The following is a 19,599-nucleotide window of genomic DNA, read 5'->3' on the forward strand; positions in this document are numbered from 1 at the left end:
CTCCTCGGCAATCGTGGCGACACAGTGGGCGAACCGGTCGATCTCCTCGACGGTGTTGTAGAGGTGGGTGCTCACCCGCACCGAATCCTCCTCGCGCGCGGTATCGCCGGTGGGCACGCAGTGCGCGCCGGTGCGGACCAGGAAACCGAGCTCGCCGAGCACGAAACCCACATCGCCGGAACTGATTCCGGCCAGGGTGAAGGAGACGATGCCGTACCCGGTCTCGCAGGGGCATGGGCGGGACCGGGCGCGAACTCCAGTCCCGGGATCGGGCGCAGGCCCGCGATGAGCCGCTGGGTCAAGGCCCGATTGTGGGTGCGGACGGTCTCGAGGCCGACCCGGTCGAGCAGCTCCAGGGCCGCGCCCAGGGCCAGGATGCCGGGCAGATTGTGCGTGCCGCCCTCGAGCCGCTGCGGCATGGGGCCGTCGGCCAGATCCGAATCGATCAGGGACACCGCGGAATTGCCGCCCGGCAGGATCGGCGTCAGCTCGTGATGGCGGTCGCGGCGGCAGTACAGCACGCCGGTGCCGGGCGCGCCGAACATCTTGTACGCGGCGAAGACCGCGAAATCCGCGCCGAGCTCGTCCACCCGCACCGGCAGATGCCCGCCGCTCTGGCTGCAGTCGAAACACAATGCGATCGACGGGTCGAGGCGGCCGCGCAATTCCTCGAGGGTGGTGAGCCCGCCGAACACGTGATGCAGATGCGCGACGGTGATCAGCCGCGTGCGCGGCCCGACGCGCGCCGCCAGATCCTCGATATCGGCCTCGCCCAGTGCGTTCACCCGATACGGCACCAGCGTGACGGTGCGCCCGAATCCAGCCAGCAGCCGCCGCAGATGATGCCAGGGATAGACATTGGAGGCGTGATCGCGCGGGCTGTAGAGGATTTCGTCGCCGTCGCGCAGATTCGTCAACCCCCATGCCAGCGCCACCGCGTTCAATGCGGCCGTCGACCCACCGGTGAACACCACCTCGTCGGGCGCGGCGCCGAGGAAGGCGGCCATCCGCGCGCGCACCCGCTCCACCTCGCGGGTCAGGCTCGTCGCCCACCCATAGGTCCCGCGCCCGGCATTGGCCGTGCGCGACCGGTGATACCGGTGCACCGCCTCGATCACGGCGGCCGGTTTCTGCGTGGTGGAGGCCGAATCCAGATACACCTGCGAGGTTTCGGCCAGCGCCGGGAACAGCGACCGCAGCGCCGACACCGCCGGTTCCCGGGCGGCGGCGGGCCCGGCGGTGTTCGCAGGCGCAGAGAACCGCACCGTGCCGCCTCCCTCCCAGGAGTACGCGCTGGACGCCACCAACGATACGCACATTTGCCGAGCCCTCGAAGGTTTTCGCCGCCAACCGCTTTCGCCGGTACCGTGTCGTTACCGCGCCGAACGATCCGCTCCCATCCCGGCACGCCCTGCGCCCCGACCCGATGACGTGCCGGTTCCCCGCGGCGTCACCCGCGAGACTCGACCACCCGGGCCGCGCCCGTCACCACACGACTGGCAACGACTCGACCGCCCGGGCCGTACTCGTCACCACCCCGGCTGGCAGCGGCTCGGGCGCCGATTCGATCGATGCCGCCCGCCACCGATCACGATCACCGCCCGGGCCGTACTCGTCACCACCCCGGCTGGCAGCGGCTCGGGCGCCGATTCGATCGATGCCGCCCGCCACCGATCACGATCACCGCCCGAGCTCTCCGCCGACCGCCGTCCTGTCGCTGTGTCGGCCGCCGGGCGCGGTGGATGGGGTGCCCGCGACACCATCGCCGCCGGGGTCGGCCCGCGCGTCGCAGACCCGCGCCGCCGGTGCGGGCGCTCAGCGTTCGGGGCCGCCCGGATTGCACAGGGCGTCGACGGTTTGCTGATAGCCGACGGCCGGACGCCAGGGCTCGATGTTCCAGCTGGTCTTGTTGGACGCGACCACGCGCGCCCAGTCCCAGTGGCAGATGAATTGGTCGCGCATACCGGGGGTGTCGGAGTCGGGATCGGCGGTGAGGACTTGCTGCCAGGCGCGTTCCCCGGCGGTGGGGAAGGTGTCCAGGCGCCCGGCTTCGGTGGGGTAGATCAGCAGGCGGGGGCCGTCGACGGTGTCGGTCCATTCGGTGCGGTCGATGAGGGCCTGATCGGCGTAGGGGTCCGCGGTGGGGACGGGCGCGCCGGTGGGCGGCACGATCGGATCGGCGCCCGATCCGCTGCCCGCGGGCGTGGTGGCGGGCACGGCCTGGGTGGCCGATTCGAGGGGTACGGGCGCGGGCTGTTCCTCGATGGAGCCGACCACCACGGGCGCGGACTCCTCGGCCGCGCCGCACGCGGTTAGTACCAGTGTCAGCGAGAGCGCGATCAGGCCACCCGATAGTTTCCGCCACTGCCGCATGGGCCTTGCCCCTCTCTTCGGTCACTCACCGTGTCCGACCAGCAGTGCCGACCGTAATCGGCCGATCACGATTCCATCATCGCCGACGAATCGAGGGCCTCGCGGATTTGCCAGCGGTGGCACTGTGGCCCAGACAGCCCCTACGATGTCACGCGGCGGATAGTTCCCGAAACCCGGGGCTCTCCACCACCCGGGCGCCGGAGGACCGCGGCGCCCACCGCGAGAGCGGCTCCGCTGGATCGACCGTAGGGGCAGGATGTGACAACGCCGACTGTGAAATGTCTTGTCTGGGAACCGGACAACACGCTATGGGACGGCGTGGTGAGCGATTCCAGCGCCGGCGCCCCCCGCCCCGATGCCGTCCGCTCCCTGCGCATTCTCGCCGAGCGCGGCGTCATGCACGCCGTCGCCAGCCGCGGCGAGCACTCCTGGACCCTCGAACACCTGCGCCGCTACGCGCATCTGGAACGCTTCGCGGTCATCGAGGTCGGCTGGGGCCGCAAGTCCGCGGCCATCTCCCGCATCGCGGCCACCCTGGGCGTGGACCTCGAACAGGTCGGCTACATCGACTCCGAGCCGCTCGAACGCAGCGAGGTCGCCCACGCCCTCCCGCAGGTCCGCTGCTACGCCGCCCGCCACGTGGATGTTCTTCCGGCGCTCCAGGAATTCCGCGCCCCCGTCGGCGACGTCCCCCCACCCACCTCACCCATGGGCTTCGCCCACATCCACGCCCGCTGAGCGTCGCACCCCGCCACCGCGTGCCGCCCGTCGAACCGGTTGCGCCCGTGGCATTGTCGCAGCGAGTGAAACGACGCCAACCGGGAACTGGTGGCGGCATTGCGCGAGAGACGCGCGCCACCAGTTCCCGGTCGGCGATGTTTCGGATTCGGCGCGCTTACGCGGATTCCATGTCCCCGCTGGTGATCCGGACGATCGGGAGCACCAGCGCGGCGGGCGCGCTCGCGGGGACCACCGGCTGACGCGGGGCGACCGGGGCGATGCGCTGGTAGCCGGTGCCCTGGGCGGGACGGGTGTCGATCTCGCCCTTGTTGGGCCACAGGGCCGCGGCGCGTTCGGCCTGGGCGGTGATGGTCAGTGACGGGTTCACGCCCAGGTTGGCCGAGACCGCGGCGCCGTCGATCTGGTCGGCGACCGCACGGGTGACCTGGTTGCCGACCGGGATCCAGGTCGGATTCGGTTCGCCGTGGCCCTGTTTGGAGGTGAGCTTGCGGCCGAACAGGCCACGCTTGGTGTAGGTGGTGATGGAGTTGTCCAGATGCTGCATCACCAGGGAGATGATGGTGCGCTCGCTCCAGTTCTTCACCGACATGAACTGCACCAGCGTCAACGGATGCAGCAGCACCGTGCCCAGGAAACGCAGCCAGCGCGGGACGCGGCCGCCGCCGTCGACCATGAGGGTCTGCAGCAGGCCCATCGCATTGGAGCCCTTGCCGTAACGGACCGGCTCGATATGGGTGTCGGGGGTGGGATGGATGGAGGAGGTGATGGCGACCCCGCGGGTGAAATCGCGTGCCGGGTCGACCTTGCGGGTGGCCGCGCCGACGATGGATTCGGAATTGGTGCGCGTCAGCATGCCCAGGCGCGGGGACAGCGCGGGCAGGATCGCGCGATCGCGCATGGCGAACAGCAGCTGCTGGGTGCCGCGGGTGCCCGCCGCCAGCACCACGTGCCCGGCGGTGTAGGTGTGCGGCTGCTTGCGGAACCAGGCGCCGGTGCGGGCGGTGTCGACCTCCCAGGCGCCGTCGGTATGCGGCCGCACCGCGGTCACCGTGGTCATCGGAACGATCTGCGCCCCGGCCTTTTCCGCCAGATACAGGTAGTTCTTGACCAGGGTGTTCTTGGCATTGTGGCGGCAGCCGGTCATGCATTCCCCGCATTCGATGCATCCGGTGCGCTGCGGGCCCGCGCCGCCGAAATACGGGTCGGCGACGGTCTTTCCGGCCTCGCCGAAGAACACCCCGACCGGGGTCTGCACGAACGTGTCGCCCACGCCCATGTCCTCGGCGACCTGTTTGAACACCCCGTCGGCCGGGGTCAGGTGCGGATTGCGGACCACGCCGAGCATCTTCTGCGCCTGCTCGTAATAGGGCATGAGTTCGTCGCGCCAGTCGGTGATCTCGCGCCACTGCGCATCCGCGAAGAACGGCTGCGGCGGCACGTAGAGGGTGTTGGCGTAGTTGAGCGAGCCGCCGCCCACGCCCGCACCGACCAGGATGAGCACATCGCGCAGCGGGTGGATGCGCTGGATGCCGTAGCAGCCCAGTTTCGGCGCCCACAGGAATTTGCGCAGGTCCCAACTGGTTTCGGGGAGTTCGTCATCGGCGTAGCGGGCCCCGGCCTCGAGGACGCCGACCCGGTAGCCCTTCTCCACCAGTCGCAGGGCGGTCACGCTGCCGCCGAAGCCGGACCCGACGATGAGCACGTCGAAATCGGTGTCGGGTCGGGTCATCACAAACTCCCTTGTCGTCGTCGACAGTGTGGCGGCGGTTACGCTAACGCGGACAGTTGCCACTGTCAACTTTAGTGGCATGTGCTCTCTATGCTGTTTCGCGTGGACCGACACAGCACCGTGCAGGCGGATCGAGACAGTGCCGCGGAGGCGGGCCGCTACAGCCGCCCGCAACTGGCCGAACGCAGTGGCGTGCCCGCCCGCACCATCCGCTACTACCACTCCCTGGGCGTGCTGCCCAAGCCCGGCCGCGTGGGCAAGGAAGCGGTCTACACCGACGAGCATCTGGAACGCCTGACCGCCATCGCCGCCATGCAGGCGCGCGGTCTGCGCCTGGACGCCATCCGCGCGGTCTTCGACGCCGAGTCCGCCCGCGACGGCGACTGGCGCGCGGTGTTCGATCCACGCTACTCCGACCCGGCCGCCGCTCCCGTGACCGTCACCGACGAGTACCTGTCCGAGCTGCTGGGCGACCGCCGCGGCGACATCCTCGACGAGCTCTTGGCCGAGGCCTACCTGCGGAGCGCACCGGGCGGCTGGCACATCCCCGAACCGGCCATGCTGACCGGCGCCCTGGTCCTCTACGACGTCGGCACCGACATCTCCCTCTCGGGCACCCTGCGCGAACTCATCCGCACCCATATCGCCGCCCTCGCCGACGATATGGTCCGCGTCTTCCGCGCGGCCGCCACCACCAGCTACGGCGGCGAGGACATCGACATCGACCTGGACCGCTTCCGGGATCGCTTCCGCGCCGCCGCCCGCGAGGTCGGTGGCGCCACCCTGGTCACCGAAATCGAACGCGCCGCCCGCGAACTCGACCGCCCCTGAACGGATCCGGTCAGGGGACCGTGACGGGGGAGTCGCAGCTGGCGGGGGGATCGACCAGATGGCAGTCGGAGGGGGCGCGCACGGGGCGATAGGACGGGGCCACGCCGTTGTGGGTGACGATCTGACGGTAGGTGTCGACGGCCTCGGTGGGGCGGCGGGCGAGGTTCGGGTCGGCCAGGACATCGACGGTGAACAGGCCGAAACGCGGGGTATAGGAGCCCCATTCGTAGTTGTCGGTCAGGCTCCAGTAGTTGTAGCCGATGATGTTCATGCCGTCGGCCTTGGCGCGTTGCAGCCAGTAGACGGTGTCGCGCAGGTGATCGGAGCGGGTGTAGCCGTCGGCGCGGGGTTTACCGTCCTCGGTGGGCATGCCGTTCTCGACGATCCACAGCGGCTTGTCCGGGAACAGGCGCGAATAGTGTTGCAGCGCATAGTAGATGCCCTCGGGGCGCACCGGCAGGTCCCACATGCCCACCGGCGGGGGCACCGAGCCGTCGGCTTGGGCGACGGTGTCGGCGTCCTCGGAGGCCAGGCCGAAGTAGTAGTCGACGCCGACGAAATCGAGCTTGTCGCCGATGCGGTCGATGAGCGGGCCGTTGACCCGCGATTCGGCACCCGCGACATAGCCGACATTGCTGGTGACCTGGGCGCCGGGCTGCACGGAATGGATGTAGTCGTAGGCGCCGTTGTGCACCGCGGCCAGGCGGTCGAGCATCTCCTCGGGATTCTGATCGTTCTGGCGCACCTCGTGCATGATGTAGGCGACCGGCTCGTTCACGGTGACCCACACCGGATTCAGCGCCGCATAGCGGTCCACGACCATGCGCATATTGGCCAGCCAGTCCTCGACCATGCCGGGATTGCGCCAGCCGCCGCGCGCCGCGGCCCAGCCCGGATACACCCAGTGGTCCAGGGTCAGCATGGGCCGCATGCCCGCCTGCACGATGGTGGCGACGAGATCGTCGTAGAAGGCGAAACCCGCCTCGTCCCAGCGATCCGGAGTGGGTTGCAGCCGCGCCCATTCGATGCCCACCCGGAACACCTTCACCCCCAGCCAGGCCGCGAGCGCGATGTCGTTGGGGTAGCGGGAGCGGAAGTCGATGGCCTCGGCGTAGCGGTCCCAGCCGGGATTGGCCTCGATGTAGCGCAGCCAGTTGCTGTCGGCGGAATGCCCTTCGGACTGGAATCCCGACGCCGCCACGCCCCAGAAGAAGTCCGGACCCAGCACGCTTTGGGTGGCCGCGGAGGCGGCGGGCGGGGTGGCCGCGCCGATCCCGGCGACCGGCAGCACTGTCGAGGTCGCGGCGAGCGCGGCCGCGACCAGGCGGGACAGCCGTGTGCGCATCGGGACTCCTCCTCGGGACGGAGGGTCGACAATGTCCCGATCGGAGCGTAACTGCCGGTTAACTGGATTCCCGTGCAGGACGCGGCGTGTCGCGCCCCCCACCGCCCACACCCGGCACCCTGGACGGGCCGCGCCGCCGCACCGGCCGAGATGCCGTCGCAAGCCCCGGTGTGCTCCTGCTCCGGCCCGGACCTGCTGCGTTCCCCCGTCGCGCGGGCGCGCCCGGCGTCAGCGCGGCAGCGTGACCGGGTCGGTGCAGCTCGACAGCGCGTCCACCAGCGAGCAGGTGGCCGGGGCGCGGGTGGGCAGGTAGTCGCCGGGCACGCCGCCGTCGCGGGTGAGGGCGAGGTAGGCGTCGACGGCGTCGGTGGGGCGGCGCGTCAGGCTCGGATCGTTGCGGACATCGACGGTGTAGAGGCCTAAACGCGGGGTGTAGGAGCCCCATTCGTAGTTGTCGGTCAGGCTCCAGTAGTTGTAGCCGATGATGTTCATGCCGTCGGCGGCGGCGCGCTGGATCCAGTACAGGGTGTCGCGCAGGTCGTCGGCGCGGGTGTAGCCGTCGGCGCGCGGCGCGCCGTTCTCGGTGGGCATGCCGTTCTCGACGATGTAGAGCGGCAGGCCCGGAAAGCGTGTCGAGTAGTGGCGCAGCGTGTAGTAGATGCCGTCGGCCTGCAATGGCAGCTGCCACAGCGCCGACTGCGCGAAGCCGCCGTATCGGGCCAGGGTGTCCGGCGACATACCGTAGTAGTAGTCGATGCCGAGGTAGTCGAGCTTGGCGGCGATCTTGTCCAGCATGGCGCCGTTGACCACGTCGTCGGCGGCGGGAATGTAGGCGACATTGCTGGTGACCATGGCGCCGGGCTGCACGGCGTGGATGTAGTCGTAGATGCTGTTGTGCGCCACCGCGAGCCGATCCTGCATGGTGAGCAGTTCGCCCGCGGGCAGCCCGCCGTTGCGGACCTCGTTCATCAGGTAGGCGGCCGGTTCGTTGATGGTCACCCACAGCGGATCGGCGCCCGCGTAGCGGTCCACCACCCGGCGCATATTGGTCAGCCAGTCCCCGACCATGTCCGGGCTGCTCCAGCCGCCGCGCGCGGCGGCCCAGCCCGGATGCACCCAGTGGTCCAGGGTCAGCATGGGCCGCATCCCGGCCGCGCGAATGGCGGCGACGACCTTGTCGTAGAAGGCGAATCCCCGCTCGTCCCACACCCCCGCCTGCGGTTGCAGGCGCGCCCATTCGATGCCGATGCGGTAGACGTTGACGCCCAGATCCTGCGCTAGGGCGATGTCGGAGGCGTAGCGGGTGTAGAAGTCGACGCTGTTGCCATACCGGTCGTAGTCCGGATGCGCGGCGATGTAGCGCAGCCAATTGCTGTCGGGCGCATGGCCTTCGGACTGGAATCCGGAGGCGGCCACACCCCAGTGGAACCCGTCGCCGAGGGCGGGCACCCGCGCCGGTGCGGGCGTCGCGGCCGCCGGTGCGGCACCGGCGAGCACGGCCAGTGCGGTGGCGGCGAGGACGGCGAGACGGTGGCGGCGGGTGTGCGGTCGCATGGGACTCCTCATCCGACGGAAAGCGAACTGGGCGGCCGTCCAGCATTATTGCGGACCCGCGCCCGCGCGACACGGGGTTCGGCCGAATGCACCGCGCCGACCTCGAGATCGAGATATCGGGAGGCTAATGCCTGCGGCCCCAGATCCTTGAGCACCGCGAACCCCGTGTCGCGCAGGAACTGCGCCACCACCGACGCCGCGCCGGGCGGATAGTCGAAGACGATCTCGGTGCCCGCGGCCAGCCGCCCGGCGCCGCGCAGGATCGCCAGCGCCTCGGCGCACTCGCGGCGCGGGCCCAGCCCGATCACGAAGGCCGGGCTCGCGCGCTCGAAATCCGGTGCCGCGGTCACCATCTCGAACTCCGCGCCGCCGATCCGGAACACCCGCAGATCCGGATAGGGATTGTGCGCGGCGAAGGTATCGAGGGCCGCCCCGATCAGCACGACCTGCCGGGTCCCAGTGCAGACGGCGTCGGCGAGGCGGTCCTCGGCGTAGCGGGTGCGCGCGGCGGCGAGCAGGCGGCGGTGTGGTCGGTGGCCTGCGGCGGGTGGCGGTTCGCTTCCCTCGCAACGGGTTTCGCCGGTCGCGGTCGTCATGGTCGTCCCCCTGGTGCGCGGTGGCGCTCAGTCGCCCGGACGCCACGACGTGCTGGGCGGCCAGCCGGGAATGTTCGGCATTTTCGGCATGTCCGGCATCGGTGGCATGGGCGGCATCTCGGGCAGCGGCGGGATGTGCGGGAGCGGCGGCATACCGCTGCCGCCGAAGCGCTGGAACGCGGCCTGGCGCGAGGTGCCGAACACCTCCCCGACCTCGGCCCAGGTGCGGCCCTCGGCGCGGGCCTGGGCGACCAGTGAGCGCAGCACATCGTCGACGACATTGTCGAGACTGCGCGCCGCCCGCAGCGCGGCCATCACCGAGGGCGTGGGCGTGCCCGCGGCCGGGTGCAGGACCTCGGCGAGGAATTCGGCATTGGTGGACAACAGTTTTGCGAGAACGGCGCGCTCGTCGGCGGGATCTCGCTGGGGTGCATCGGCCATATGTAAACGATGCCTTTACGCGAATCATGTTGTCAAGGAATGATTTACAAGATCAATAGTCTGAAGGTTTGCTGGACAATGCCGTCCGGGCGAGTACCGGCGCGCCGACGGCGGGTCGGCCTCGATTGCTGTTTCCTCCGTGCCTGCGTCTACGCTTTTGTCGAATACATCCGGTGCATCCGGATTCGGGGGAGCTGTAGCGAAAACGTGTCGCTGTCGATATGCCGACAGCGACCGATGACGGTCGCGGCGGTGTGCGGTGGAGAGGAGCGGTGATGAGCCACGACGACGAGCGCGGCGAGACCCCCGGTGACGACCCGGCCGACCGGGTGGTCCATCTGCTCGACTACGGCTCGTTCGAGCCGCCCCTGTCGCCGCCGCGCGATCGCGTCCCGCCCGAACACGCCGACAGCCTGCTCGGCCGCGTCACCGGCGCCGAGTCCGCCTGGAATCACACCGATTTCGCGACCCGGCTCAACAAACTCTTCGATACCGCGCGGTCGGGTCGCCGTCCGCACACCACCGCCGAGGTCGCGGCCGCGCTGACCGCCGCGGGCTATCCCATCTCCAAGCCCTACCTGAGCCAATTGCGCTCCGGTCAGCGCACCGACGTCTCCGACCAGACCGTCGCCGCCCTGGCCAAGTTCTTCCGCGTGCGCCCGGACTACTTCTTCAGCGACCGCTACGCCGCCAAGATCGACAACGATCTGCGGCTGCTCACCCGGCTGCACGGCTCCGGGGTGCGCCGCCTGTCCGCGCGCGCGTTCGACCTGAGCGAGGAATCACAGAATCTGCTCACCAATATGGCCGAGAAACTGCGCCTGAGCGAAGGGCTGCCCAAGATCCCGCCCGACGGCTGCGATTAGGCCAGCGCCCGGGCGCATTAGGATGGGCGGATCCGCTCGGGGGAGGCCGAGGAGGAGTGCCGATGTGCCGGTTGTTCGGATTGACCGCGGCGCCACAGCGGGTGCGGGCCACCTTCTGGCTGCTGAACGCGCCCGACAGCCTGGTGCGGCAGAGCAGGCGCGAGCCCGACGGTGTGGGATTGGGAACCTTCACCGCCGACGGATCACCGCTGGTGGAGAAGCAGCCGATCGCCGCCTATCGGGACGCGCAGTTCGCGCGAGAGGCGCACGAGCGCGAATCGACCACCTTCCTCGCCCACATCCGCTTCGCCTCGACCGGCGGACTCGAGGCACGCAACACCCACCCGTTCACCCAGCACGACCGGCTCTTCGCCCACAACGGCGTCCTGCAGGGTCTCGACGCACTCGACGCCGAACTCGGCGATTATCGCGCCCTGGTGCACGGCGACACCGACTCCGAACGCTTCTTCGCGCTCATCACCGAGCGCACCGACCGCCACGACGGTGACGTGAGCGCGGGCATCACCGACGCCGTCGCCTGGATCGCCGACCGGCTGCCCGTCTACGCCCTGAACCTGATCCTCACCACCGCCACCGATCTGTGGGCGCTGCGCTACCCCGACACCCACGAGCTGTTCTGGCTCGACCGCGCCGCGGGCGACGCCCACGGCGGTGATCGCCTCGAACACACCGGCCGTCGCGGAATCAACGCGCGCAGTACCCGTCTCGCCGATCACCCGGCCGTCGTCGTGGCCAGTGAGACCATGGACGACGATCCGGGCTGGCAGCCACTGGCGCCGGGTGAGCTGCTGCACGTCGACGGCGCCCTGCGGGCCCGCACGACCACCATCCTGGATTCCCCACCGCGCCAACTGTTTTCCCTCGCCCAGCTCGACACCACCGCGGCCGCTTCGCAATCCGGCGCTTGAACGCTCACCACGGCGGCGCGGCCACCCGCCCGATCGCCTGTTCCGCCTCGCCGACCAGGCGCGCGACCAGATCGGCCGCCGATTCCAGTGCGGTGATCAGCCCCACCCCCTCACCCGCCCAGATCGGCGCGGCCTGCGGATCGGCCAGGTATTCGCGTTGCGCCGCTTGCGGATCGGCCCGCATCTCGGCCTCCCGATCCCGCCACGGGTCGAGGAATTCGTTGCGCAGCGTGCGCGCCGGAAACTCGCGCGGCCAGGCGGACCCGCGCGCCAGATCGAGCACCCGATTGCGTTCGGTATCGTCCCCGCTCGCCCCGAGCAGCGCCTTGGCCGTCTCACCACTGATCAGCGCCTCCGGCGTGGCCTGAAACCTGGTGCCCAGCAACGCCCCCGCCGCCCCCAGCACCAGCGCCGCCGCCAGTCCCCGCCCATCGGTGATCCCACCCGCTGCCAGCACCGGCGTCTCCCCGGCCACATCGACCACCGCGGGCACCAACGGCAAGGTCCCCCGCACCCCGTCCCCATGTCCTCCAGCCTCACCCCCTTGCACGATCAACACATCCACCCCCAGGTCCAGGGCCCGCCGCGCCCCCTCCACCCCGCCCACCTGAATCAGCAAGGGAATCCCCGCATCCCGCACCGCCCCCGCGAGCGGCTGCGGATCCCCGAACGACAACATGATCGCCGCCGGTTCCCGCGCGATCGCCCACTCGATGGCGGCCGCGTCGATCGCCCATGTCTGAAACCCGACCCCCACCGGCCGCGACGTCCGCTGCCGCACGATCCGCCACTCCCGCTCGAGCCATTCGATCTCCCCCCGACCACCTCCGACCAGCCCGAATCCACCCCCTTCCTACACCCCCGCCGCCAGCGCCCCACCCGCGATCCCACCCATCGGCGCCAGCGCCACTGGATGCTCCACCCCGAACATGGCCGTGAAAGCCGTTGTCAGCCCCATCGATTCATCATCGCAGCCCCCGTCCGGCCGCGGTGGCGCTTCACCCGCGCGGAGGCGGGGTGAACCCGCCGATCGTCTGTTCGAGCAGTTCGGCCAGCTTCAGCGGGGTGCGGTCCTCGAACATCGGTCCGATGAGTTGCACGCCCACCGGCAGGCCGTCGGGTGATCGGCCCGCGGGGATGGCGGTGGCGGGCAGGCCGGGCATGGTGGCCACCCCGGCCCAGACGAGCTGGTCGAGGTAGGGGAATTCGACGCCGTCGATGTCGATGCGGCGGGCCAGCAGGTCGGGGTCGTGGTCGTGCGGGAAGGCCGGGGTGGGCGAGATCGGGCAGAGGACGGCGTCGAACTCGGTGAACAGGCGCCGCCAGGCATGCCGGTGGAGTTCGCGACGGGTGTTCGCTGTGATCCAGTCGCGATGGGTCGAGACCAGGCTGCGTCGGCGCACCGCGTCGAGGCTTCGGTCCTCGGCGGGTAGGGCGGCGGCGTGGGCCCGCAGCTGTTCGTAGGCGTCGTCGGGAAACGGGCGCCGGAGCCCGAGAACAGCAACCGGGTGTAGACGGTGGCGGCTTCGACCGGGTCGGGCAGCAGCGGGCTGTGCCGTTCGATGCGGGCACCGGCGTCGGCGAGCGTGTCGGCCACCCGGTTCACCGCGGCGCGCACCGCGGCCCCGGTGGGGATGAGGGGATGGTCGTCGAGAACCAGGACCCGGAAGTCGGCGAGTCGCTCGTGGCGCGCGGGCGGCAGGGTCAGGTTGTAGGCGACGCCGAGGGTCAGGGGGTCCGGTCCGGCCATGACGTCGAGCAGCAGGGTGAGGTCGCGTGCGGTGCGCGCCATCGGGCCGACGACGGCGAGGTCGAGGTCGGTCGGCAGGGCGGGTGCGGGCGGTGCGACCATGCCGCGGGGGGCCGCGAGGCCGAGGGTCGGCTTGTGGGCGTAGATGCCGCAGAAGTGTGCGGGGGTGCGCAGGGAACCGCCGATGTCGGAGCCGAGGGACAGCGCGCCGAATCCGGCCGCGAGGGCCGCCGCCGATCCGCCGGAGGATCCGCCCGGTGTGCGCGTGTGATCCCACGGGTTGTTGGTGGTGCCGTAGATATCGTTGTAGCTCTGCAGATCCTGCAGCACCAACGGCACATTGGTCTTGCCGAGCACCACCGCGCCCGCGGCCTCGAGCCGCGTCACCTGCACCGCGTCCTCGGCGGGCACGAAGTCACGGTGCTGCGGCATGCCCCAGGTCGTGGGCAGCCCGGCCATGTTGTAGGACTCCTTGACCGTCACCGGAATACCGTGCAGCGGCCGATCCTCGCCGCGGGCACGCGCCGCATCGGCACGCCGCGCGGCGGCCCGCGCACGCTCGAAATCCGGCACACAGATCGCGTTGATCGCCTTGTCGTCGCGCTCGATACGAGCGATCGCCTCCTCGGTCAGCTCCACCGAGGTCACCTCACCGGCACGCAAGGCAGCTGCAAGTTCTTCGGCCGATCGAAAACTCCACTCCATGAATTCGACGGTATCGATCTGCCGCAGCGGACATAGAATGCCACTTCGCGCAAACGGGAAAGTCGAACAGCGTCACCTTGAGCGCATATCGACGCACTCGTTGTGTCATGTCCCAGGTCACGGCGTCGGCAGAGCCGAATCGATTGGCGCAGGCCATGAAACGCCACTTCGCACAATGGGAGGGATGTCTCAATATCCTGCCGTCCCTGTGCCGCAGCGGATGCAATTCCCGGTTGGTGTCCTAAAGCCCCAATTTCGTGACGGCATTGTCTTCCAAGGGATTCGCGGTGCGAATGTAGCCGTGCACGGTGCGGGGGTTGGACCAGCGGCCCTGGCGCATGATCTCGCGGTCGCTGGCGCCGCCGAGCGCGGCCTGGGTGGCGAACCCGGCGCGCAGCGAGTGGCCGGAGAACAGGGCGGGATCCAGGCCCGCGCGGGCGGCGTAGCGCTTGATCAGTTCGGCGACGGCCCGCCCAGACATGGGGGTGACGGCGATGGCGCCGTGGCGGGAGATGGTGGGGAACAACGGCAGCTGCGGGTCGGACAGGGTCGTCCCGGTGAAACCGTGGCAGCGGTGGATGGGGGGAATCGAGCGGCGGATGGTCGGTGAGCCAGGCGCGCAGGGTGCGGCCGGGGGTGTGGTGGGCTTCGAGCAGGCGGGTCCAATCGGCGAAGGCGCAGACCGGACAGGTGCGCGGGCGCTGACCGCGCGGGAGGGCGACGCGTTGTCCGGTAATGCCGGTGGGGTCGGTCTTGGTGGTGGGGAGCTGGATCAGCAGCAGCGGTTCGCCACGGGCGTGGTCGGTGTCGACCTGGATATCGCCCAGGCGCAGCCCCGCGATCTCGCTGCGGCGCAGCGCCCCCGCGAAACCGACCAGCAGCAGCAGGGCGTCACGGCGGCGGGCAGTTCGGCCAGCAGCTGGTCGAGGGTGTGCAGCAGGACGGGGCGTTTGCGGGTGGGCCGGGCGCGGCGGGTGCGGCGAATACCGCGCAGGGTCAACCGGACCACATCGGCGCGGGTGGGTGAGGCCAGCCCGTTGGCGGCGTGCACCGCGGCGATGGCGGCGGCCTTGCGGTCGAGAGTGGCCGGGCTGAACGCCCATTCGCCGCGCGCGCGGCGGGCGTCGGCGGCCGCGGCCAGATAAACCGCCACATCGAGGGCGTCGGCGGGCAGCGCCTGGCGGGCCTCGGCGGCGCACCACGCCGACCACGCCACCCAATCGGTCCGGTAGGCGCGCATCGTATTCGGCGATTGCGAGGCTTCCAGATACCGGCCCAGCGCCCCGGCCTGTTCGCTGTCGAAGCGTTCGCGCACCAGCCGCAGCGCGACCGCGTCCACCAGGACGCTGCGCACTCCGCGCCGCAGTTCGGTGCGCACCGAATCCGGCAGCGCCACAGCGGTGGAGCGGGTTTCCACGGTCACGCCCTGTTCCTCGGTCACATCGGTCTCTTCACGGATCCGGTCGGCTCCGGCCCCGCGGCCGGACTGTCGGATCGATCGTATTCGCCCGTCCCCGAACCACAATCGCGCCACACCCGCACCCGGACACACCGCTGCCGCGGCCCTCGGGTGAGAGCCGCGGCAGCAGGACGAGATGCTTACTTGTTCCAGATGGCGGCCACCCGGTGCTCGTTGCCCACCTGGTAGTAGTGCGCGTGCACGAGGGTGTACCCGGCGGCGGTCAGCTGGTTGGCGGTGGCGCAGTAGGCGTCCTCGGACAGATCGTGGCGCGCCTCCCAGGCCCGGCCGTCGTTCTTCTCCCAGATGCCGACGAACCGTGACGCACCGTCGACCTCGTAGCCGCGCACCTGGGTCAGCCGATAGCCCTGGCCCAGCAGCGAATCGAATTCGGCCTGATGCTGGGCGCCGGTCAGGTTGTTGCGGTAGACCGTGGTCTCCTTCTTCTGCGGCTCGGCCTTCGGCGGCTCGGCGGCGCCGCCGCTGTTGGCGAAGGTGACCGTCCAGTGCCGCAGATCGCCCTCGTAGATGACCGCGACGCCGACCTGATCGAGCTGGCCGTCGAGCATGATCGCCTTGTGCCCGGCGGAGTTCCACCAGAAGTTCAGCGCGTCGGTGGCCTCCACATTGGTGCCGTAGAAGTTGATTTCGGCGATCTTCGACGAGCTGGGCACACCGCACTGGGTGAAGCGGGTGGCGATATCGCGGCCCAGGGTGTCGACGTGGTCGGCCGGGGAGGCGCCGCGCGCGGCGCTGTCGTTGCTGGCCCATTCGGCCGGGCGGGCCAGGGTCTCGGAGTGGGTGACCTTGCTCAGGCCGTTCTCGGCGCGCACGTCGTTGATCTTGTCGAAGACCTCGGTCTCCTCACTGCTGAGCGCGAGCGCGGCGGCGTCGACATCGCAGTTGGTGACCGGAGTCGCCGAGGCGACCGGCAGCGCGAACAGCCCGGCGCTCGCGGTGATGGCGAGGGCGAGGGCGGTGGACTTGAACGTCATGGTGATTCCTTGTGCTGGTAGCGGGATTTGCACAAAGAATGCGGAGGGCGACTAACCGGTTTCTCGCCGCGGACTAATCGGCGAACAGGGCCCGCAATCCGGGATCGGGGCGGGCGGTGCCCGGCGGCGGGGAGTACTCGGTGATGCCGAGCCCGGCGAGGGTGAACCGTTCGGTGAGCGCGTCGAGGACCGCCCGCAGCCGCTGCGGATGCGCACCGCCGGGTTCGGGATAGAGCAGCCCGCTGACATGGACCGGATCGAGAACATCGACGTCGACATGGAGGTAGACGCTGTCGGCTCCGGTCGCGGTGACAGCCGCGAGCAGCGCCGCCGGATCCTGCAATTGCCGCACCGGCACCCAGCGAATCGCGTTGTCCGCGATGAACTCCCGTTCCGGTGGATCCCACGATCGCACCCCCGCGAGGACGAGTTTGCCCGGATGCAGCCGCTGCTCGGGCGGCGGCACCAGCGCGGCGGGGCCGTCGCCGAGCAGTGTGCGCAGCACCATCCCGTGAAACGCCCCCGAGGGCGAGGTCTGCGGTGAATTCAGATCGGGATGGGCGTCGAACCACACCACCGTCAGCTTGTCGCCGTGGCGGGCCACCGCTTGCGCGATCGGCCCGAGTTCGATCGCACAGTCCCCGCCGACGGTGACCACCCCGTCGGCGCCCCACTCGCGCACGATGTCCACGACCGCATCCCGCGCCGCGGCCAGCACGTTCAGATGCCGCACGCCCTGCGCGAAATCCCCGGGCCCCGCATCGATGTCGGCGACGGTGCGGGCCGCGCCGGGGAACAGTCCCGCGAGCACGTCGGCCCCACCGGCCACCAGCCGGGCCTGTGCGGAACCGGATCCTTTCCACTGCGGTACCACGAGAACACGACGGGGATCGATCACCTCCCGAGTCTGCACCCGGCAGCGGCCGCGATCCACCGATTTCGCGCGAAATCGCGGCATCGGGCTCCGTAACCACTTGCCGGGCAACGGTTCTGCCGACGGAACGCGATCCTCGGGGCTAGGTGATGTCGGCGGGCACTCCGGTCAGGCGGGCGCTGTCGGTCCACAGTGCTTGTGCCAGTGCGTCGTCGCGGGCCAGAGTGGACGGGTCGATCCAAGTGAGGTGGCCGCGGCGCAGTGCGGCGTAGGTGTGACCGCGCCGAGGGCCAGACTGGCCAGGGCGTCGGCGGCGGCCGATCGCGTATTGCGGGTGGGGCTGAAGCGGCGGATGGGCGCGCCCAGCGGACCACCGAACACCGACCATGCCATGCGCAGGGGCAGCGCCAGATCTCGCGCCAACCCGGTGCCGAAGACCTGACCCGGGTCGTAGGCGATCGCGGTGAGATGGCGGGCCCGCAGGCCGGGGTGCGCGTGCAGGGCGCGCACGGTGAGCACGGCGCAGAGTTTGGCGGCGGTGTAGGCGTGCTGGCCCGCTGTGGCGGGACGGGGATCGCGCTCCGGATCGCGGTCGGGGTGGGCCAGCAGTTCGGCGTCGGCGTGGCGCGGGACTGCCAGGCTCGCGCCGGTGGCCGGATCGTGGGTTCCGCTGGTGGTCAGGATGATTCGCGCCTTGTCGGCGACGGCGGGCAGCAGCAGCCGCAGCAGCAGATAGTGGGCGAGGTGATTGACGGCGAAGGTGGTTTCGTACCCGTCGGGGGTGCGGCCGGTGTCGTCGGGCCGGATGCCCCCGGCATTCAACACCAGGACGTCGATGCGGGAATCGCCCAGGCGCGCGCGGACCTGCGCGGCGAAGGCGCGCACCGAATCCAGCCGGGCCAGATCCAGCGGGAGGGTATCGGGGGCGGCGGAGCGCGCACCCGGCAGCAGCCGCATGCCGGGGGACCGCGCGAGCTGCTGGGCGGCGAGTGCGCCGAAACCGGAACTGCCGCCGGTCATCACGATGGTCGTCACGATTGTTCCCCTTCGTGTGTGAACGATCGGGTGACACCTGCGAGTATCGCGCGCCATCACGTGACAATCGGGATCGGCGAGCCAGGTGTGGACGCAGCAGCACAAGTCGCGGACTCCCTGCGCCAGGCGCGCCCTTCAGTCCGGGAGCATGGGCACCGACATGCCCTCACCCCGGCGCAGCAGCGCCGCCCGGGTGACCGCGCCCGCGCCGAACCGGTCGTGCAGCGCGTCCAGCGTCGAGTCGAGGGTGGCGGCGCCGCGCGGCTCGAGCGGCAAGGTGAGCTGCATGCTGTCGGCGTTCTCGAGATTGGTCAGCGACAGCCCGATCAGGGTCAGCCCGCGCTCGTGAATCAGGGGCAGCGCGGCGTCGAGCAGGGTGCGCGCCGCGCGCAGAATGGCCGTGCCGCTGTCGGTGGCCTCGGCCAGTGTATGGGAGCGGGTGGCGCGCCCGAAATCATCGAATCGCATGCGCAACACCACCGTTCGGCACAGTCGATCGGCGGCGCGCAGCCGTCGCCCGAGCCGATCGGCCAGACCGTGCAGATAGGCCTCGATCTCGTCGTCGCCGCGCGGGCGCGGCCCGAGGGCGCGCGCGCCGATGGACCGGCGCCGCCGCCCGGTATCGACGCGGCGCGGATCGCGCGCCCACGACAGCGCGTGCAGATGCGGCCCCGACGCGCCGCCCAGCGCCGCGGCCAGGGGCCCCTCACCCATCTCCGCCAACTGCCCGACCGTGGTGATCCCGCGCTCGCGCAATTCCCGCGCGGTCACCTCGCCCACGCCCCACAACCGCTCCACCGGCAGCGGATGCAGGAACGCCAGCTCCCCCTCCGGCGGAACCTCCAGCAGCCCATCGGGTTTGGACACCGCGCTGGCCACCTTGGCCAGAAATTTGGTGCGCGCCACCCCCACCGAGATCGGCAACCCGACCTCCGTGCGCACCCGCGCCCGCAGCGCCCGCGCGATCTCCACCGGCGTCCCCGCGATCCGCCACAAACCGCCCACATCCAGGAACGCCTCGTCGATGGAGATCCCCTCCACCTCCGGGGTGGTGTCCCGGAATATCTCGAACACCGCATTACTGGCCTGCGCATACGCCGACATGCGCGGCGGCACCACGATCGCGTTGGGGCACAGCCGCAGCGCCTGCCCGGCATTCATCGGCGTCCGCACCCCGAACGCCTTGGCCTCGTAACTGGCCGCCAGCACCACCCCGCCGCCCACGATCACCGGCCGCCCCCGCAAGCGCGGATTGTCGCGCTGTTCGACCGAGGCATAGAACGAGTCCAGATCCGCATGCAGAATCGACGCCCGCGCGGGGCGCCGACCACCTCCCTCGGATCCCGACGCGAACATATGTTCGCATACGAGGGCGG

At 70.3% G+C, this 19,599-nt stretch carries 18 protein-coding genes and 3 pseudogenes; 4 read left to right on the forward strand and 17 right to left on the reverse strand.

Features of this window, described 5'->3' with window-relative positions:
- Positions 1-90: 90 nt before the first annotated feature.
- The 3 genes and pseudogenes from NC4_RS42570 to NC4_RS13830 form a co-directional block, all read right to left on the reverse strand.
- A pseudogene (locus tag NC4_RS42570) lies at positions 91-171 on the reverse strand (hypothetical protein); the annotation flags it as partial.
- 98 nt (positions 172-269) lie between these two features.
- A pseudogene (locus NC4_RS13825) lies at positions 270-1,319 on the reverse strand (aminotransferase class V-fold PLP-dependent enzyme); the annotation flags it as partial.
- Between the two features lie 496 nt (positions 1,320-1,815).
- Positions 1,816-2,373, reverse strand: coding sequence for a DUF2599 domain-containing protein (locus NC4_RS13830; protein WP_067537363.1), 558 nt, complete (start codon positions 2,371-2,373; stop codon positions 1,816-1,818).
- 258 nt (positions 2,374-2,631) lie between these two features.
- Between NC4_RS13830 and NC4_RS13835 the strand changes: the two genes are divergently transcribed.
- Positions 2,632-3,111, forward strand: coding sequence for an HAD family hydrolase (locus tag NC4_RS13835; protein ID WP_067537366.1), 480 nt, complete (start codon positions 2,632-2,634; stop codon positions 3,109-3,111).
- 157 nt (positions 3,112-3,268) lie between these two features.
- Here the strand turns inward: NC4_RS13835 and NC4_RS13840 are convergent, their stop codons facing one another.
- Positions 3,269-4,843, reverse strand: coding sequence for a GMC family oxidoreductase N-terminal domain-containing protein (locus NC4_RS13840; RefSeq protein WP_067537369.1), 1,575 nt, complete (start codon positions 4,841-4,843; stop codon positions 3,269-3,271).
- A gap of 102 nt (positions 4,844-4,945) precedes the next feature.
- Between NC4_RS13840 and NC4_RS13845 the strand changes: the two genes are divergently transcribed.
- The gene (locus tag NC4_RS13845) at positions 4,946-5,674 is read left to right on the forward strand and encodes a MerR family transcriptional regulator (RefSeq protein WP_245721673.1); all 729 of its coding nucleotides are present in this window, start codon (positions 4,946-4,948) and stop codon (positions 5,672-5,674) included.
- 10 nt (positions 5,675-5,684) lie between these two features.
- Here NC4_RS13845 and NC4_RS13850 read toward each other — a convergent pair whose 3' ends face one another.
- The 4 genes from NC4_RS13850 to NC4_RS13865 form a co-directional block, all read right to left on the reverse strand.
- A complete protein-coding gene (locus NC4_RS13850; protein ID WP_067537372.1) occupies positions 5,685-7,019 on the reverse strand; it encodes a family 1 glycosylhydrolase in 1,335 nt (444 codons plus the stop codon).
- 228 nt (positions 7,020-7,247) lie between these two features.
- Positions 7,248-8,573: a family 1 glycosylhydrolase gene (locus tag NC4_RS13855; RefSeq protein WP_067537374.1), complete on the reverse strand. Its 1,326-nt coding sequence runs from the start codon at positions 8,571-8,573 to the stop codon at positions 7,248-7,250.
- A gap of 8 nt (positions 8,574-8,581) precedes the next feature.
- The gene (locus NC4_RS13860; RefSeq protein WP_067537377.1) at positions 8,582-9,169 is read right to left on the reverse strand and encodes a class I SAM-dependent methyltransferase; all 588 of its coding nucleotides are present in this window, start codon (positions 9,167-9,169) and stop codon (positions 8,582-8,584) included.
- 27 nt (positions 9,170-9,196) lie between these two features.
- Positions 9,197-9,610, reverse strand: coding sequence for a hypothetical protein (locus tag NC4_RS13865; protein WP_067537380.1), 414 nt, complete (start codon positions 9,608-9,610; stop codon positions 9,197-9,199).
- A 413-nt stretch (positions 9,611-10,023) separates the two neighbouring features.
- On the opposite strand from NC4_RS13865, the gene NC4_RS13870 reads away from it, so the two are divergent.
- Both NC4_RS13870 and NC4_RS13875 read left to right on the forward strand, forming a co-directional pair.
- The gene (locus tag NC4_RS13870) at positions 10,024-10,476 is read left to right on the forward strand and encodes a helix-turn-helix transcriptional regulator (protein ID WP_067538049.1); all 453 of its coding nucleotides are present in this window, start codon (positions 10,024-10,026) and stop codon (positions 10,474-10,476) included.
- A 62-nt stretch (positions 10,477-10,538) separates the two neighbouring features.
- Entirely contained in the window at positions 10,539-11,405 is an 867-nt protein-coding gene (locus tag NC4_RS13875; RefSeq protein WP_067537382.1) for a class II glutamine amidotransferase, read from the forward strand.
- A gap of 4 nt (positions 11,406-11,409) precedes the next feature.
- Here NC4_RS13875 and NC4_RS13880 read toward each other — a convergent pair whose 3' ends face one another.
- The 9 genes and pseudogenes from NC4_RS13880 to dinB all read right to left on the reverse strand — a co-directional run bounded on the left by NC4_RS13880 (position 11,410) and on the right by dinB (position 19,579).
- Positions 11,410-12,186 (reverse strand): NAD(P)H-dependent flavin oxidoreductase, encoded by a 777-nt coding sequence (locus tag NC4_RS13880; RefSeq protein ID WP_245721674.1) that lies wholly within the window; start codon positions 12,184-12,186, stop codon positions 11,410-11,412.
- Positions 12,187-12,403: 217 nt separating this feature from the next.
- Positions 12,404-12,808 carry an amidase family protein gene (locus NC4_RS43935; RefSeq protein WP_281186288.1) on the reverse strand — a complete coding sequence of 135 codons (405 nt, stop codon included), beginning with the start codon at positions 12,806-12,808 and terminating at the stop codon, positions 12,404-12,406.
- A 122-nt stretch (positions 12,809-12,930) separates the two neighbouring features.
- Positions 12,931-13,860, reverse strand: a pseudogene (locus NC4_RS43940) (amidase); the annotation flags it as partial.
- 241 nt (positions 13,861-14,101) lie between these two features.
- The gene (locus NC4_RS42575) at positions 14,102-14,386 is read right to left on the reverse strand and encodes a tyrosine-type recombinase/integrase (RefSeq protein ID WP_245721675.1); all 285 of its coding nucleotides are present in this window, start codon (positions 14,384-14,386) and stop codon (positions 14,102-14,104) included.
- 246 nt (positions 14,387-14,632) lie between these two features.
- Positions 14,633-15,301: a hypothetical protein gene (locus NC4_RS42580; protein WP_245721676.1), complete on the reverse strand. Its 669-nt coding sequence runs from the start codon at positions 15,299-15,301 to the stop codon at positions 14,633-14,635.
- Between the two features lie 158 nt (positions 15,302-15,459).
- The gene (locus NC4_RS13895) at positions 15,460-16,314 is read right to left on the reverse strand and encodes a CAP domain-containing protein (RefSeq protein WP_067537384.1); all 855 of its coding nucleotides are present in this window, start codon (positions 16,312-16,314) and stop codon (positions 15,460-15,462) included.
- A 73-nt stretch (positions 16,315-16,387) separates the two neighbouring features.
- The gene (locus NC4_RS13900) at positions 16,388-17,212 is read right to left on the reverse strand and encodes an arginase family protein (protein WP_218021085.1); all 825 of its coding nucleotides are present in this window, start codon (positions 17,210-17,212) and stop codon (positions 16,388-16,390) included.
- A 144-nt stretch (positions 17,213-17,356) separates the two neighbouring features.
- Positions 17,357-18,223: an SDR family NAD(P)-dependent oxidoreductase gene (locus NC4_RS13905; protein ID WP_245721677.1), complete on the reverse strand. Its 867-nt coding sequence runs from the start codon at positions 18,221-18,223 to the stop codon at positions 17,357-17,359.
- A gap of 135 nt (positions 18,224-18,358) precedes the next feature.
- Positions 18,359-19,579, reverse strand: coding sequence for a DNA polymerase IV (gene dinB, locus NC4_RS13910; protein WP_067537386.1), 1,221 nt, complete (start codon positions 19,577-19,579; stop codon positions 18,359-18,361).
- Positions 19,580-19,599 lie beyond the last annotated feature (20 nt).

Origin of the sequence: Nocardia crassostreae, assembly GCF_001613405.1 — a bacterium.
GTDB lineage: Bacteria > Actinomycetota > Actinomycetes > Mycobacteriales > Mycobacteriaceae > Nocardia > Nocardia crassostreae.